Source organism: Paenibacillus oryzisoli, assembly GCF_001653565.1.
Taxonomy (GTDB): domain Bacteria; phylum Bacillota; class Bacilli; order Paenibacillales; family NBRC-103111; genus Paenibacillus_E; species Paenibacillus_E oryzisoli.
In genome coordinates, this window is record NZ_LYPB01000090.1 from 19,473 (window position 1) to 36,624 (window position 17,152).

At 45.2% G+C, this 17,152-nt stretch carries 7 protein-coding genes; all 7 read left to right on the top strand.

The features are described from left to right. Positions 1-4: 4 nt before the first annotated feature. The 7 genes from A8708_RS29455 to A8708_RS29485 all read left to right on the top strand — a co-directional run bounded on the left by A8708_RS29455 (position 5) and on the right by A8708_RS29485 (position 16,878). Positions 5-1,471 (top strand): alpha/beta hydrolase, encoded by a 1,467-nt coding sequence (locus A8708_RS29455; protein WP_068669741.1) that lies wholly within the window; start codon positions 5-7, stop codon positions 1,469-1,471. 177 nt (positions 1,472-1,648) lie between these two features. Next, a complete protein-coding gene (locus A8708_RS29460) occupies positions 1,649-6,901 on the top strand; it encodes an S-layer homology domain-containing protein (RefSeq protein WP_068669743.1) in 5,253 nt (1,750 codons plus the stop codon). A 315-nt stretch (positions 6,902-7,216) separates the two neighbouring features. Beyond that, complete coding sequence (locus A8708_RS29465) at positions 7,217-10,324, top strand: efflux RND transporter permease subunit (RefSeq protein ID WP_068669745.1); 3,108 nt, start codon at positions 7,217-7,219, stop codon at positions 10,322-10,324. Between the two features lie 32 nt (positions 10,325-10,356). After that, positions 10,357-11,610: an efflux RND transporter periplasmic adaptor subunit gene (locus A8708_RS29470; RefSeq protein ID WP_068669747.1), complete on the top strand. Its 1,254-nt coding sequence runs from the start codon at positions 10,357-10,359 to the stop codon at positions 11,608-11,610. 30 nt (positions 11,611-11,640) lie between these two features. Beyond that, entirely contained in the window at positions 11,641-13,398 is a 1,758-nt protein-coding gene (locus tag A8708_RS29475; protein ID WP_082927889.1) for a hypothetical protein, read from the top strand. A gap of 166 nt (positions 13,399-13,564) precedes the next feature. Beyond that, on the top strand, positions 13,565-15,334 hold the full coding sequence (locus A8708_RS29480; protein ID WP_204787669.1) for a cache domain-containing sensor histidine kinase: 1,770 nt from the start codon (positions 13,565-13,567) through the stop codon (positions 15,332-15,334). Next, positions 15,331-16,878, top strand: a complete 1,548-nt coding sequence (locus tag A8708_RS29485; protein ID WP_068669751.1) for a response regulator transcription factor — start codon at positions 15,331-15,333, stop codon at positions 16,876-16,878. The genes A8708_RS29480 and A8708_RS29485 overlap by 4 nt, the downstream gene beginning before the upstream one ends. The last annotated feature ends 274 nt before the right edge of the window (positions 16,879-17,152 follow it).

Below are 17,152 nucleotides of genomic sequence, written 5' to 3' on the forward strand. Positions count from 1 at the left end.
GGAAGTGCCATTCGTACCGACTGATCAAGATACTTTGTATTATGAATTTCATCAAGAGAGCGGCCGCGATCAGCCGGTAGAAACGATTGTTATGATTCACAGCTTGGGAACGAATCTTAGTATTTGGAGCTGGATGATTCCTTATCTCCAATCCCGCTATGATATTCTCGTTTATGATGTAAGAGGTCACGGAAGAAGCCGACAGATGGGTGAAGAAGACGTCACATGGCGATTGCTTTGCGACGATTTAGCCGGCCTTCTTACTTATAAACAAATTGATCGTTGTCATCTCGTCGGTCACGGAATGGGTGGTTACATAGGTCTGGAATTCGTTCGGGAATATCCAGCTAGGGTGTTATCGCTTTGTTTGCTTTCCGTACCGCTCTATTATCCGGTTAGGGTAATGCCGATTCTATCAGGCGATCGACAGCAAGTCATTCGAGAGAGCAACTCGATTATGCCTGTCGCTGAACGCTTGCTTAGTGCGGCTTGCCATCAGGTTACACCGAGCAAAGAAGCGTTATTATATGAAGCTTATAGCCAAGTTTCTTTTCACCACTATATTCAAATTAGAGATAGAATTACAGCCTATATCTCTGCCCAAGAGATTAGAGGTGTTGAACTTCCTGTGCTATTTCTTGGCGGGGAATACGATAGGCTTTTCCCTCCGAGTGTGCTCGCGTTAGGGACTATTTTGCTTCAAAACTATCGTTTCTTGGTCGTATCCGATGCAGCTAACGCGGTTCAATTGGATCAGCCGGCTATCGTGGCGAACTGGATCGACGAGCATATTCAGAAGGTAGGCGATTCTCCTGACGTTCGAGTCGTAGATAAGTTGTCTGCTCATATGCAAAATCAGATCAAAGATTTCGTGGAACAGGTTCGCCAACAGCATGAAACGTCCACTGCTTTGGAAGTTGAAGTTATGGGCACGTTCCGTGTAACTGTCAACCGACAGCTCGTCCTAGGACAGTGGAATCAGCGATACGCCAAAAGATTGCTTGTCTATTTGCTGTTCCACCCTTCCGTCACACGCGAGCAGCTATGCGACGCTTTATGGCCCGGGGCGGATCTGGCCAACGCGAAAAACAGGCTGCGCGTATCGCTCAGCTATGTGAAAAACTTGCTAGATCAATATGTGGACGAAGCTAGTCCTCTCCTCGTTGCGGATCGTGAGTACGTCTATTTACGCGGCAACATAAAGTGCGATTTGCTCGATCTGCTAGAGAAGCTGCAAACGACGTTAGACGAACCGGATAGGGAGCGGAAAGCGCTGCTTAGCCGGGAAATTCTAGAGAAAACGGTGTACCCATTCACCATGGGTATATTCGACAATTGGTTGCTTACCTATGTTGAGAAGGTAGAGCATAAACTGGAGGAGCTTGCTCGTTGGACGGCAGACTATTATCGACAAAATAACGATTTACGGCAAGCAGAGCGGTATATGAAATTCGTTGAACGGTTTATTTAAGTTATATTCGTAAATATTCAAGCCAGTTGCCCTCGATTTCAAGTGAAATCGGGGGCTTTTCGTTGTTCGAACATCACTCATCTAGATTAATGATAGCGTAACGGTCGTTTTGATAGAATGTTTGGAGTTAATAGGAGATTAGGAGATTGCTAGGGTAAGAAGGAGATGGGTTAGATTATGCAAAGAATAAGACAAAATCGGAACAAAAAAACAGCAAATGGTATCTTGATGAAAAGTATATTGGTGATTGCGATAGTCTTACAGTTGTTTGGCTTGACAGGCAATCAATCGGCTCAAGCGAGTAGTATATGGTCGAGTCTGGGAACAGGACTCAGCGGCACCTATGCTCGCACGATGGCAGTATCAGGTACAGACCTATATGTTGGTGGGAGTTTCACTACGGCGGGCGGTACTCCGGCAAGTCATATAGCGAAATGGGACGGGAGCCAGTGGTCCAGCCTTGGTACTGGCCTTAATAGCTATGTCTTTGCTATAGCTGCTTCGGGAGCAGATGTATATGCAGGCGGAATTTTCTCCACAGCAGGCGGCACCCCAGTTGGTAGCATAGCGAAATGGAACGGAAGTAATTGGTCCAACCTCGGTACAGGTACTAACGGTTCGGTCTATGCGATAGCTGTGTCGGGTACGGATGTTTATGCAGCTGGGAATTTCTCTACAGCGGGCGGTGTTCCAGCTACCAATATAGCGAAATGGAATGGGACAAGCTGGTCAAGTTTGGGTACGGGTCTTAACAATACTGTGTATGCTTTAGCTGTATCTGGCTCGAATGTGTACGCAGCTGGAAGTTTCAGCACAGCAGGGGGGACAGCAGCAGTTCGTATAGCCAAATGGGATGGGACCAGTTGGTCTAGTCTTGGAGCAGGTTTGAATGGTGATGCGTTTGCTCTAGCTTTATCGGGCACCGATGTATATGTGGGTGGCAATTTCACCACAGCAGGCGGGAGTTCTGCTAATCGTTTAGCGAAATGGAACGGAAGCACTTGGTCAAGTTTGGGAACTGGTTTGGACAACACAGTTAGTGCAATAGCTGTATCGGGGAATAATATCTATGCAGGTGGTGGGTTCACCACAGCAGGCGGCGGTTCGGCAAATCGAATAGCGAAATGGGATGGCAGCAGTTGGTCGAGCTTGGGTTCGGGTGTTAACAATAGTGTAAATGCAATAACCGTATGGGAAAGCGCCATCTATACAGGAGGATTTTTCACGACAGCAGGTGGCAACACGGCTGACCTTATCGCCAAATGGGGAGATTCAGCTCCGACCATCACTTTTAATAGCAATGGCGGGTCAGCTGTGAGCAGTCAAAGTGTGGTTTCAGGTGGTATCGCAACGGAGCCGACTCCTCCGCCAACGAAAGTTGGACACACGTTTGCCGGTTGGTACAGCGAGAGCGGATTAAGCACGATATACAATTTTGCATCACCTGTTGTAGCGGATTTGACGCTTCACGCGAAGTGGACGGTCATCACAGCAACACCCGTGATCACTGGCACGGTACGTGCGGGTGATACAAGCGTAACGGGTACGGCAGCAGCAGGAGCAACGATCATCCTTAGCGTTAACGGAACACCGTCCACACCGGTAACCGCATCTGGCGGCAACTGGACTGTGTCCGGTTTAACGCTGGCCTCAGGCGATACGATCAGCGTAACCGCACAGTCTGCAGGAGAGACTGAAAGTGCAGCGACCACGGCAACCGTAGTACCTGCGGCTAAGAACATCACGGCATTCGATGCGATTGGAGATGTAGCTGCTGGAACAGCTGGAGCTGCAACCTATGCGAATGCTGGTGAAGTAACGGCTGCGTTGTTAGCAAGTCATGCGGCTGTAACGGCGGATAGTGGTACGATTGCGGTGCCGGTGACGGCGTGGGTAGACACGGATAGCTACAACGCATCCGTAGCAGGTAGTTATACATTTACGGCAACGTTGGGAAGTTTGCCGGCGAATACAACGAATACTGGCGGGTTTACAGCGACAGTTGAGGTAGTTGTTGCACCAGTGATTACGAATATTACGGCATTCGATGCGATTAGTGATGTAGCAGCTGGGACGGCAGGTTCGGCAGCCTATGTGAATGCGGGCGAAGTGACGGCTGCGTTGTTAGCCAGCCATGCGAATGTAATGGCGGATGGAGGCACGATTGCGGTGCCGGTGACGGCTTGGGTAGACACGGATGGCTACAACGCATCCGTAGCAGGTAGTTATTCGTTTACGGCGACGCTAGGAAGTTTGCCGGTGAATACAACGAATACAAACGGATTAACAGCGACAGTTGAAGTAGTTGTGTCGCCAGTGATTACCAATATCACCGCATTCGATGCGATAGGAGATGTAGCGGCTGGGACCGCTGGGGCAGCAACCTATGGGAATGCAGGTGAAGTAGCAGCGGCGTTGTTAGCCAGCCATGCGAGTGTAATGGCGGATGGAGGCACGATTGCGGTGCCGGTAACGTCGTGGGTAGATACGGATGGCTACAATGCATCCATAGCAGGTAGTTATACGTTTACGGCGACGCTAGGAAGTTTGCCGGTGAATACAACGAATACAAGCGGAGTGACAGCGACTATTAAAGTAGTTGTATCGCCAGTGATTACGAACATCACCGCATTCGATGCGATAGGAGATGTAGCGGCTGGGACCGCTGGAGTGGCAGCCTATGCGAATGCTGGTGAAGTAGCAGCGGCGTTGTTAGCCAGCCATGCGAATGTAATGGCGGATGGAGGCACGATTGCGGTGCCGGTAACGTCGTGGGTAGATACGGATGGTTACAATGCGTCCGTAGCAGGTAGTTATTCGTTTACGGCGACGCTAGGAAGTTTGCCGGCGAATACAACGAATACAAACGGATTAACAGCGACTATTGAAGTAGTTGTATCGCCAGTGATTACAAACATCACCGCATTTGATGCGATCACCGATGTAGCTGCTGGTACGGCGGGGGCGGCAGCTTATGCGAATGCGGGCGAAGTGAAGGCGGCATTATTGGCAAGCCATGCGAGTGTAACAGCGGATGGTAGTACGATTGCGGTGCCAGTAACGGCGTGGGTAGATACGGATGGCTACAATGCATCTGTAGCTGGTAGCTATACATTTACGGCAACATTGGGAAGTTTGCCGGTTAATACGACTAATACAAATGGCGTTACAGCGACAGTTGAAGTCGTTGTGTCGCCGGTGATTACAAACATCACCGCATTTGATGCGATCACCGATGTAGCTGCTGGTACGGCGGGGGCGGCAACTTATGCAAATGCGGGAGAAGTGACGGCTGCATTTTTGGCAAGTCATGCGAATGTAATGGCGAATGGCGGTACGATTGCGGTGCCAGTGACGTCGTGGGTAGATACGGATGGCTACAATGCATCAGTGGCTGGTAGTTATACCTTTACGGCAACGTTGGGCAGCTTGCCGGTGAATACGACTAATACAAATGGCGTTACAGCGACAATTGAAGTCGTTGTAACGCCAGTGATTACAAATATCACCGCATTTGATGCCATTGGTGATTTAGCGGCTGGGACAGCCGGGGCGGCGGCTTATGCAAATGCGGGAGAAGTGGCGGCTGGATTGTTAGCCAGCCATGCAACTGTAACGGCGGATGGAGGTACGATTGCGGTGCCAGTAACCGCATGGACAGATACGGACAGCTATAAAGCGTCCGTAGCGGGCAGCTATACGTTTACGGCAACGTTGGGAAGCTTGCCGACAAACACAATCAATACAAACAGTTTAACTGCGACAGTCGAGGTTGTAGTGTCTCCAATAATTACGAACATCATCGCATTCGATGCGATTGGTGATGTAGCCGCTGGGACAGCTGGTTCAGCAACTTATGCAAATGCGGGAGAAGTAACAGCAGCGCTATTAACTAGCCATGCTAGTGTTACGGCAAACGGCACCACAATCACCGTGCCAGTAACCGCATGGACAGATACGGACAGCTATAACGCCTCCGTTGCCGGTAGCTACACCTTTACGGCAATGCTAGGCAGCTTGCCTGCTAACACAACCAATACAAGCGGATTAACAGCGACAGTTAAAGTTGTTATATCACCTGTGATTACAAGCATCACAGCATTCGACGCCATTGGGGATATTTCAGCCGGAACTGTAGGCTCAGCAACCTACGCAAATGCGGTAGCAGTAACAACTGCATTGTTAGCAAGCCATGCAACAGTAACGGCAAACGGCACCACAATCACCGTGCCAGTAACCGCATGGCTAGATACGGATAGCTACAACGCATCCATAGCCGGTAGCTACACCTTCACGGCAACGCTAGGCAGCTTGCCTGCTAACACAACTAATACAAGCGGTCTTACAGCGACAGTCGAAGTTGTCATAGCATCTCAACTTCCTTCAACGGGTGGCAGTGAGGGTGGTGGGAATTCAACCTCGCCTATAACCACTGACAACCCAGTAACCTCAACAGATGGCACATTAACGCTTCCTGTTGGCAGACGAGGTATAGTTAGCTTGGAAAATGAGGTGATTGTCTCAATTCCAGCCGATTCTACAGACAAATTGCTGCAATTAACAATAACCAAAGTGTTAGAAACGCAGCAGTTGTTGACGAATAAAAATACACTAGCTAGTCCAATTTTTGAGATTTTGAAAAACTTCGCGGAGAACTTCAACAAACAGGTTACCTTAACGTTTGCTTTTGATAGAGCCAAATTGGGTGGGAATCAAACAGTAGCTGTACGCTACTTTGACGAAGTGAAGAAGGAATGGGTGGAGGTTCCTGGTGGCAAGATCAATGAAGATCGCATTGCTGTAGAAGTGGATCACTTCACGAAATATGGCGTATTCATTGTTACCCAAGAGGCAACTGGGCTAGGGACAGACACGAATTCAACCAAGAACTTAACGGATATTGCTGGACACTGGGCAGAAGCAAATATTAAGCAAGCGATACGTGGAGGAATTGTCGTTGGGTATCCGAATGGAACGTTTGCGCCGAATCAAACAGTAACGCGTGAGGAATTTGCTGTGATGGCGGTGAATGCCTTACAAAAGCAAGGCGAAGGCGTAACACTCCCTTTCACAGATACAGCGAATATTGGTAATTGGGCACTGCAAGCAGTTGCACAAGCTGTACAATCAGGTTTGATTCAAGGCTATGAAGATGATACTTTCCGTCCAAACGCACAGATTGCGCGCAGTGAGATGGCAGTTATAATTGCGAAAGCCATGGGGCAGTCTATTCCGTCAACCATCACGATCACGACTGGCTTCGCCGATGACAAGAATATTCCTACATGGGCCATAGCAAGCGTAGCTTACTTGAAGCAAACAGGTGTTATGCAAGGAGGAAACGATCATCTATTCGCTCCTCAAGCCTATGCAACAAGAGCAGAGGCGGTAACAGTGCTGCTGAATATGCTAGCGTATAAGAGCAAGTAAACATAACAAGAGTTTGAACATCAGGAAACCGGTGCCCTCCTATTGGGGAGCATCGGTTTCTTTACTTCTGCTTTGATTTATTGATTGGAATCACAGGAAGTCACAAGCGTTTAAATTTTTTATATTACCATAATATGACTATCATATGACTTTGCTCACCTGTTTTTATGAAGATGAAAAGCTATAATAAATCCTGATCAAGAAAACATGAAATTGTCAATTTCAGGCTAATAATTGTTAATTAATTCCAAGTGCAATGAAAGAGTGAGTAGTAAGAATGTAAGCAATAAAGCTAGTGACAGGGGAGAAGTGAGCATGTCCAAATTAACTGAGTTTTCAATGAAAAATGTGGCAGCGATTTTCATCGTCATGCTGCTGTTGGTTGTAGGAGGAACCTATTCTACTACCACATTAAAGGTAGAAAGTATGCCTGACATTACATTTCCGGTTGTCATTATCAGCACGACTTACGTAGCACCTCCAAAGGATGTCCTTGATGAAATTACAAAGCCACTCGAGAAGGCTGTTGCAGGGTTGGACGGACTCAAGACCTTAAGTTCCGGGTCACAAGACAATTACTCTCAGATTATCCTGGAGCTCGACCAAGATAAGAAGCCGGAAGATGTGAAGAAAGATGTGGAGAGCTTGATTTCGAATGTTAAGCTGCCACAAGGCTCTGAGAAGCCTAAAGTATTAACAGCGGGCTTTGCTTCTGAACCTGTCTATTATTTGGCAGTTTACGGTGAAGCAGGGATGAACCAAACAGAGCTGGATAAAGCTTACAAAGATACGATTCTTCCCGGCTTTAATGGGCTCAAGGGTATCGACCATGTAGACTCCGTAGGGAATCAGGATGCAGTACTTACCATTAAGCTTGATGCACCTGCGATCAATAATTATGGTTTGACACCATCAGACGTTTCAAGTTTGATCAAAGCCTCATTGGTATCTAGCCCAGCAGGTACGGTAGATTTCAATGGAAATACTCAGATGGTTCGTGTCAAAGGTGAGCTTGATACCATTTATAACTTAGATAATTTAAAAATTACGACGAATACAGGCGACACATTGCTTCTCAAACAAATTGCCAAAGTTGAAGCGATCAGCGAGTCCAAGTTCATTGCAAGATTAGATGATCTGCCAGCCATTGGCGTATTGCTTTACAAAACGAAAGCCGCGAACGCTGTTGAATTTGCAGATAGTGCGGATAAGTTGATGACAGACTGGGGCCAAACGCTACCTGGCGTGAAATTCCACAAAATCTATAATTCGGCCAACGATATTAAAGATTCCATCCACGGAATGGTGCAAGAGGGCGGATTGGGTGCCATACTTGCTTCCTTAATGATTTTGCTTTTCCTACGTAATGCTCGTATGACAATCATTGTACTCGTATCAATTCCTCTCTCGATTCTTGTTACCTTATTATTTATGGGCCCACTAGGCATTTCCTTAAACATCATGACATTAGGCGGAATGGCCATTGCAGTCGGGCGTGTCGTGGACGACAGTATCGTCGTTATTGAGAATATATATAGTCAGCTTCAGAAAGCCCAAGATCGCAATGAATCCGTCATTAAATTAGCAACGAAACAAGTTTCAAGCGCAATTACCTCTTCTACCATTACAACAGTCGGTGTATTCGGTCCTATCGGATTCGTAAGCGGCGTCGTTGGAGAAGTATTCCGTCCTTTTGCAATAACACTAGTCGTAGCTTTAATGTCCTCATTACTCGTTGCCCTAACCGTCATTCCAATGCTAGCGAAGATTATGGTGCTCAAAAGCAAGAAACTTGCAGGTCACGACGAGAATCACGTTGGGCCTATGGGAGTGAAATATAAGAAGGCACTGATCTGGTCGTTGAACAACCGCATTAAGACATTGTTGCTGGCTGGCGTTGCCCTTGTGATCTCAATCATCATTACTGTTCCTAATTTAGCAGTAGCTTTCATGCCGGATAGTGAAGCGGTCAAACAAGGTGTTATTGAGATTAAAATGCCGCGCGAAACATCCATTGAAATGATGAATGAGAAGTCCAAAGAACTGGAGAAAGCGTTAAAGGTACATACAGACGAAGCTGGCAAACCTGCATTCAAGTACATTGAATCATTGGTTGGCTATAACCAAAGCAGCGATCGATTTGCTTATCGAGCCATGATGTTCTTCGAACTAACAGCTGAAACGAATGCGAATGAGGATGTCAAAACGTATAAGGAAGACATGTTGAAACTCATGCCAGATGGATCAGATGTGAATATTACACTGTTTACTGGCGGACCTCCCACCGCAACAGGAGCTGACTTCTCATACTCTCTAAAAGGGGATGACCAGCTCTACCTGAAGCAAGCATCTCAGTTGGTCAAAGACAAAATGAAGGAATTCGCTGAGCTGAATGACATTAAAGACAGCTTGAGTGATTCCAAAACGGAAGTCGAGATTGTCGTTAATCAAAATAAAGCACGATTGTATGGTCTCTCAAGTGCTCAAATTTTGCAATCAGTCAACGCTTGGATAGCAGAAGAGAAGTTAGGAGATTTGAAATTTAATAACATTACTTACGCCACGAAAGTTATGTTGAATCCGATGTACAAAAATTCGGTGGATAAATTGGGTACTTTCTTAATCAAGACGCCTACTGGCCAAACCATACAGTTAAATGAAGTCGCACGTGTTGAACAGATTGAAGCACCTAACAGCATTAGCCGCGAGGATCAAGAGCAAATCGTGAGTGTAAGTGCCAAAATCAATGCTACAGATAAAGGTGGCGTCAGCAAGAAAATCACGGAAGAACTGGCTAAGTTAGAACTTCCTTCTGGAGTCACTCGTGAAGTAAAGGGTGTATCCGACGATATTCAAAAGAGTTTCATGCAAATGTTTATGGCCATCATTGCTTCGATTTTCATTGTTTACATGGTAATGGTTATCGCTTTTGGAAACGCAAGGGCACCACTTGCTATTCTGTTTTCACTGCCATTAGCAGCAATTGGGGGCCTTCTAGGACTACTGTTAACGGGCGAATCGATTAATGTAACGTCACTAATCGGTTTCCTGATGCTGATCGGTATCGTTGTCACCAATGCAATTGTACTTGTTGACCGCGTTCAACAGCTAAGAGAGCAAGATTATTCGATTCGTGACTCACTAATTGAAGCTGGGATTACGAGATTGAGACCTATTATCATGACAGCAGGCGCAACGATACTGGCACTTATGCCGTTAGGACTTGGATTATCCAAAGGAACGATTATTTCCAAAGGTTTAGCTGTAGTCGTTATTGGCGGTCTTACAACTTCAACACTGTTAACGCTCGTCATCGTACCTATTATGTATGAGATCCTATTTAAGAAAAGAGAAGGCGGCTTCTTCAAGAGAAATCGTAAACCGAATGCCATTCAATCCGAACAAGCAGCATCTGTACGATAACTATCTAAATAGGGGAAAAGGGGAAAAGGAATATGAAACGTCAGTTGTTTATGATCAAACAAAGTACCAAGATATTCGGCGTCCTTGCGCTTAGCGCGGCGATAGCCGTGGGATGTTCCGCATCGCCAGCTGTAAGTCCTGCAGCAACAACAGCCACTGAACAAGGCGCGAAAGTAGTGAAAACAGCCCCAGTCGCGAAGCAAAAGATTGGTGAACCGATTGAACAAGTGGGTGATGTCGTATCATCCGTTCAATTAGACATTATCGCCAAGTCAGGTGGCGAAGTCATAGAAATTTTGAAGAAACGTGGAGATATCGTGGAGAAGGGGGAAGTGCTTGTCCGATTAGATCCGACAGATGTGTTGATACAGAAGGATTTGAATACAGTAAGTATCAAGGGAGCACAAGCTGGACTTACAGAGGCAAAACAGAAGACTTCGAACGGGATTGAAGATGCTAAAGATGGTGTTTCTAAATTAGAAACCGCCGTTAGTGATCTAGAGAAAGCCTACAATACAGCTCGTAATGAATATGATCTAGGAACAGCTACCAAATCGCAATTAGAGAAGGCGGAAACGGCGCTTAGTAATACAAAGAAAGATTTAGCCAGCGCACGTCGATCACTAAAGACATTACAGGAGACGAATTCGTTGGCACAAGTAGAGTCAAGTTTGGAAACAGCGCAAGTTAATGGCAAGAATATCGATAGAGCTCTTAGCAATCTAGAGGTGAAAGCACCAGCTTCCGGCAAGTTGACGGATCTGAATGTTACGGTAGGTCAGACGTTAGCCCCAGGTGGTCGTGTAGGGGAAGTGCAACAAACGAATCCTGTTAAAATTAAATCTCAATTAAGTGAAGAGGCAGCTAACCTTGTTAGAGGGAAGAGTGAACTGACTTTCTACATTCCAGGTGTAACGACGAAAGCAGGAGCCAAGGTAACCTACTTATCCGATGTTATTAACGGTCAATCCAAAGCCTATGATCTGGAGCTAGAAGTTCCGAATCCGGATGGTAAATTGAAACCAGGATCTAAGGCACAAGTAGAACTAACCAAAGATGATGATCAAAACGTACCTGTCATACCAAGTTTAAGCATCGTTCGTGAAGGTGGGAATAACTTTGTCTTTGTCTTAATTGGCGAAACGGTGCAAAAGCGTAAACTTGAACTTGGTCGATTGAATGAGACGAATCAGGAAGTTATTTCTGGGGTTAAAGAAGGAGAGATTCTGGTCATCTCCGGACAACATCAACTGAAAGATCAAGACAAAGTTAAAGTAGGGAACTAACAACATCAAACGTTTGAGGAGGAGCAATAAGTGAATAAGAAGATGAAGATGAGAAGATCTCTAGCTACGCTTGTTCTATCAGCTGCCCTATTATCAGCAGCATCTTTACCTGCAATGGCTGCAGATAGTGAGAACTTAGCAGCAGTTACTTCAGCAAGTTCGAATGCTAGCTATTCGCTTTCAAATAAAATCGAGGTAGAAGTCAAAAGCATTTTAAATGAGCACCAATCGGATCAGACGAAGCTCGGTACCGTCATCCGCATAAAAAATACGAGTGATCGAATTACACGTGTTCCTGACTTTGAATTACGCGGCCTCATGTCAGATGGCGTCTCATATGCACTGCAACCTAGTGCCAAGAATCCGAAATCGCTTCAACCCAAGAGCCAGGTGGAACTTAGCTACTTGTCGAATGTTGAGCGAAGTGACGAAGTTGCGCTTACGAGCCTCAACTTTATCGATGTGGATATGGACGTGTATCCAAAGGCGGAAACCACGCTGCTTACAATACCTGTAGATGCTGGTGACGTATGGAGTGGCAGTGATGGTATCATAACGAATTCATCTGCGATTCTGAAATGGGGAGAAGCTTTCACGCTACCTTTGTTGCGCTCACCTCTTGGATTCACTCCCGTAGACATACATAAGGAAATTACGGTCAAAGGCGTGTCTACTGTTGTTCAAATTAGAGTCAGCAATCCAACCAATGAGCGTCAAACTGTACCTAATTTTGGAATCGATGGAAAGTCAGAATCGAAAGTTTATGCTGGAAATCGTGCTGAAGCTGCAGTCATCCTAGATCCGGGTGAGAAGAAATATATCCACATCGTCATCCCAACGGAGCTGGATACGGAATTTACAAGTTTGAATGTCGTTACACCAGAGAGTTTTGCTGTGTCGTTGGGTGAAGGCAAGTCCTTGGAAGACACCTACCGGGTAGGACGTGTCAATATTCTTCTCCCTACAGGTGCTGCGACACAAGGAGTCACCACGTTGCCCACATATACATTAGGCACGCCAGTTAAACTCGACTCAACGAATAAATTCGTTCCTTCGAATGTCGATCTTTCGTTGGTTGAATTACATGTAACAAGCAATGAAGACGATGGCTTCAATACGGCCGTCGCCAAGTTTAAATTGACGAACAACAGTGAGCGTCCGATCCCGATTCCAGCGATACAGACGGAGCTTGTTAGTGCAGATGGTTATGCGTATGGAGGAAAAAGACAGGGAGCTACAGCACTGACCGTTGTTCCTAATGCTTCATATGTCGTTAGTTATTCTTATGCACTCCCAGTATCAGAGACGGGGGAAGGTCTTAAAATGAACCTTTACAGCCAACAATCGAATGGTGAGGTAACGTACAAATCACTCCTTGCTTCGGCTAAGGTACCCGTTCAGAAGAACGATGCGACGGGGAAAACGCTTAACGTGTATCCGTATGAAATTACGATTAAAGATTGGTCAATTACAGCGATTTTCCAAGCTACGATGATTTATGACTATAAGTTGAAGTTAGATCTGAATATTAAGCCAGATAAAAATGTTACGGTTGATAAGTTTACTAGTATGCTCTCATTCGAATTATTTGATAATGTTGGCAATCCGATTGGAAAATCAGTTCAACCCTTGTCGGGTGAAGGTCGTTTGTACAGCGGTACCAACACGATAGATTTAAATGCGAGATCCAACCAATTGGATTTCCCGATTCAGGTCAAAGTATTTGAGACTTTCACCAACGAAAATGGTGAATCCGTTAAACGGTTGTTGACCACGTTCAAACAATAGATATAACTAAGTAAACCGATGTCTCCTCAACAAGGAACATCGGTTTTGTTTATTTTGGTGAAAAAATAGCGGGAAAATGAATAATGTTGTTATAATATCGTTTAAGGCTAGGTCACTTGCAAACAAAGGGGTAAATGAGATGCTATCCTGGATTCGAAATATAATCATGATCAATCGCAGCTTCAGGGTGAAACTTATTCTCAGTTTATCCATTATTATTTTATTGGCATTTTGTTTGACCGGATATTTAACGTATCGCTATAACTTAACCCTGTTCGAGGAAGAGATTAGCAAGCAATTTACCAGCACGAATGAAGAGGCGTTAGCGAAGTTGGATCTTAAGGTGCAAGAAGTGGTTCGTATTTCGCAAACGGTTGTGTTTAATCCATCCATCGAGAAGTTAATTTCGCGCATTAATTTAAATGAGAGCTCCGACGCATTTGATCGCTATTATGATAAAAAGCAAATCGAGGATCAGATTTATCAGCTCAAATCCGATGCACCCTATATTACCGGTATGTATTTATATGATTTAAACGGAAATCCTTCCTATTTCAGTTATACGACATCTGCGATTAATGCTCCAGACGAATATGTATTCAAAGTGATTCGTTCCAAAATTAATGACACCTCTGGTGACCTCATATGGATTAGCCTTCCGATGGCCTCATCTATTGAGCCTAGTGGGTATAGAAACACGATTATTGTCGCTAGGTTTATGAAAAATAGTAGTTTAACGACATACGGCGTACTTGTTATGGCTTTCGACGAATCCTTCTTCTCAGGTTCACTTAAGGAGTTGACGAAGGCAGGCCAAGGTCAAGTTTATTTGTTTAATAAGAATAAAGAATTGTTATTTACGAATTCGCCTGTTCCTAGTGGACAATTAGAGTTACTTCAGAATATGGATCAAACACAGCTGATGGAACATCATTTATACGTGCAAGGCGAATCGGAAGTAACCAATTTCAAGCTTGTGAGTAGTACTTCATTAACAGAGATTCAATCTAAAAGTCGCGATTTGTTCAAAATGATCGTGTACTCTGGATTGGTTAGTATTCTACTTGCCAGTGTGCTGATTGTTCTTTCCACGGGTAATTTACTCCGTCCGCTCAAAGATTTAATGCTTGGACTTCGTAAAGTTCGCTCTGGAGATTTCAATGCACGCATTGAAATACGAACCCGCGACGAGTTAGCTTATATGGGAGAAAGCTTTAATGCAATGGCCGAACAGGTCGGACGATTAATTAAAGAAGTGTATCTTACACAATTAAGTGAGAAAGAAGCTGAGCTTAAAGCGTTACAGGCGCAATTGAATCCTCATTTTCTGCACAACATGTTCAATGAAATTTATTGGAAGCTATATCTGCAAGATGAAACCGAGACGGCCGACTTGATCGCTGCCATTTCGGAGATGCTCAAATACTCCTTGATGCCTGTTCGAACGCTGACGACGGTGAGGGAAGAATTCCAGCAGATTCGCAACTATTTGAAGATACAGAAAGAACTATTTGAGACGGATCTGGAAACTATCATTCAAGTGGATGAGGATATCATGGATGTACAAGTGATGCGTTCGCTGCTTCAACCATTGGTTGAAAATGTATTCATGCATGCTTTTCGCAACATGGTTTCACATAAAGTATTAATCATCAAGGCTAGCAGCCGCGACGACTTCCTTGAGATTGATGTTACCGATAACGGGTGTGGCATGGATGAGAAGTCTATTGCGCAAATATTAGGGGTTCAGGGCTCAGCGTTGCCTTATCGGACGGATGGAAGAGAAAGTCTAGGTGTACGAAGCGTTGTTAGAAGGATTGAGTTGGTGTATGGGCCTCCATTCCGAATGGAAATCGCAAGCGTCCTAGGAAGTGGAACGAACATGAGACTTGTTCTGCCTCTTCTAGCCCATGATGAAAGGAGATCACTCGAATGAGAAGCGGAAGAGTGTTGATTGTCGAAGACCAGCCCAATTTTAGAAAAGGGTTAGTTAAGATGCTGCATAGTGGAGATTTGGGTTGGCAAGTAGTCGGCGAAGCGGGTAATGGCCAAGATGCCTTGGCTCTGCTTGAAGAATTGCAACCGGATTTGGTTCTGACGGATATTCGGATGCCCATCATGGATGGTATCGAGTTCGTAGGACATCTGCGGAAAAATTATCCCGATATGATTGTCATTATTTTGACTGGATTCAAGAATTTCGAATACGCACAAGCCGCAGTGAGACTGGGAGCTCTAGATATTCTAATCAAGCCGTGCACGGAAGATGACGTTCGCCAAATTATGAACAAAGCGTCCGAGCGGTTCTATGAGAAGTATGCGCAGCAGCAGAAACAACTTTTGCAAAAACAGCTGCAACAAGATCAAGAGCTTCGCGCGGTATTACTGGATCTTCCGTATGAAATGAGCATATTGCCTGGATTGAATCAAGCATTGTCTGGTAAAGAATTGTGGTTTATGCACATGAATAATGAAGATTTAGCGAATAAATCGAATGGTAAAAGAGACATGAGCTTGTTGCAATTTGCCTTCTCCAACATTGTAGAAGAGCTAGTGAAAGGTGCGGGTCTGGAAGCCCGCCTCTTATTAGTGGAGCATGATACGTTCCTCTTAGTGGCTGAATGGCATCAGGTGGACGAAACGTTACAAGACGGGATACCAACGGCCTCATTTGAATATTTGAAGATTCGTACAAGCCTGGTATCCATGGGGCTGGCACCTCCCGTAATTGACTTGGCGCAACTGTATCTGTTAACGAAAGAAGCGATCTCCGATCCGATTAGACTTCCTACGTTAAGAGGAAATGAAGTGGGATCCGGGATCATGCTCTCGCTTAATCAAGCGAAGGTCAGAGAGATGGAAGTCCAGCTCATGTCGGCCATTCTTGTGGGGCAAGAGGACAGCTTGCTGGTACTGTTGAATCGCGTGATTCATGAGCTAAGTCTCACATCGCCAGAAGAGATGCGACTTGGCGCTTTGTCACTTTCAATCGCCTTGCACGGAACCATTCAGAAGCAATTCGATCCTGATGATCAGAATTCGCTGGCTAGGCTGCCTAATGAAATGCCGCAGAACCAGTGGACCCCGAAGGAGGTCTTGGATTGGGCACAGGAGCAAGTGAAACATTTCCTACTTCAATTCAATCAATGGCAGGCGTCCAAGAGTGATAATGTGGTTGAGCGGGCCATTAAATATATCGAAGAGCACTACAATGAGGAATGCCGATTGACGGATGTGGCGGCTCACATTCATTTAAATCCAAGTTACTTCAGTGTTGTTTTCAAAAAAGCCACAGGAGAAAGTTTTACACGCTTCGTTACTCGCGTTCGTATGGATAAAGCGGCATTACTTCTAAGAAATACGGATATGAAAATATTTGAAATTGCGTGTGCGATTGGGTTTGATGAGCCGAATTATTTTACGAATGTATTCAAGCAACAGTTTCAAATGTCACCGAAGGAATACAGAAGCAGTAAGTGATTTAAAAAAACTTGCTCATATTGAGCAAGTTTTTTTGTTGGGCGAAATAATCGACTTAAAGGCCTGGCAAAAGGCGAATGGAGACCTGTAAGTCGAAATAATCGACTTACAGGTCCGGCAAGAGGCAGATTGAGTTCTGTAAGTCGAAATAATCGACTTACAGGCCTGGCAAGAGGCGAATGGAGTTCTCTAAGTCGAAATAATCGACTTATAGGCGCGCCAAGAGGCGATTTGAGTTCTGTAAGTCGAAATAATCGACTTGCAGGCGCGCCAA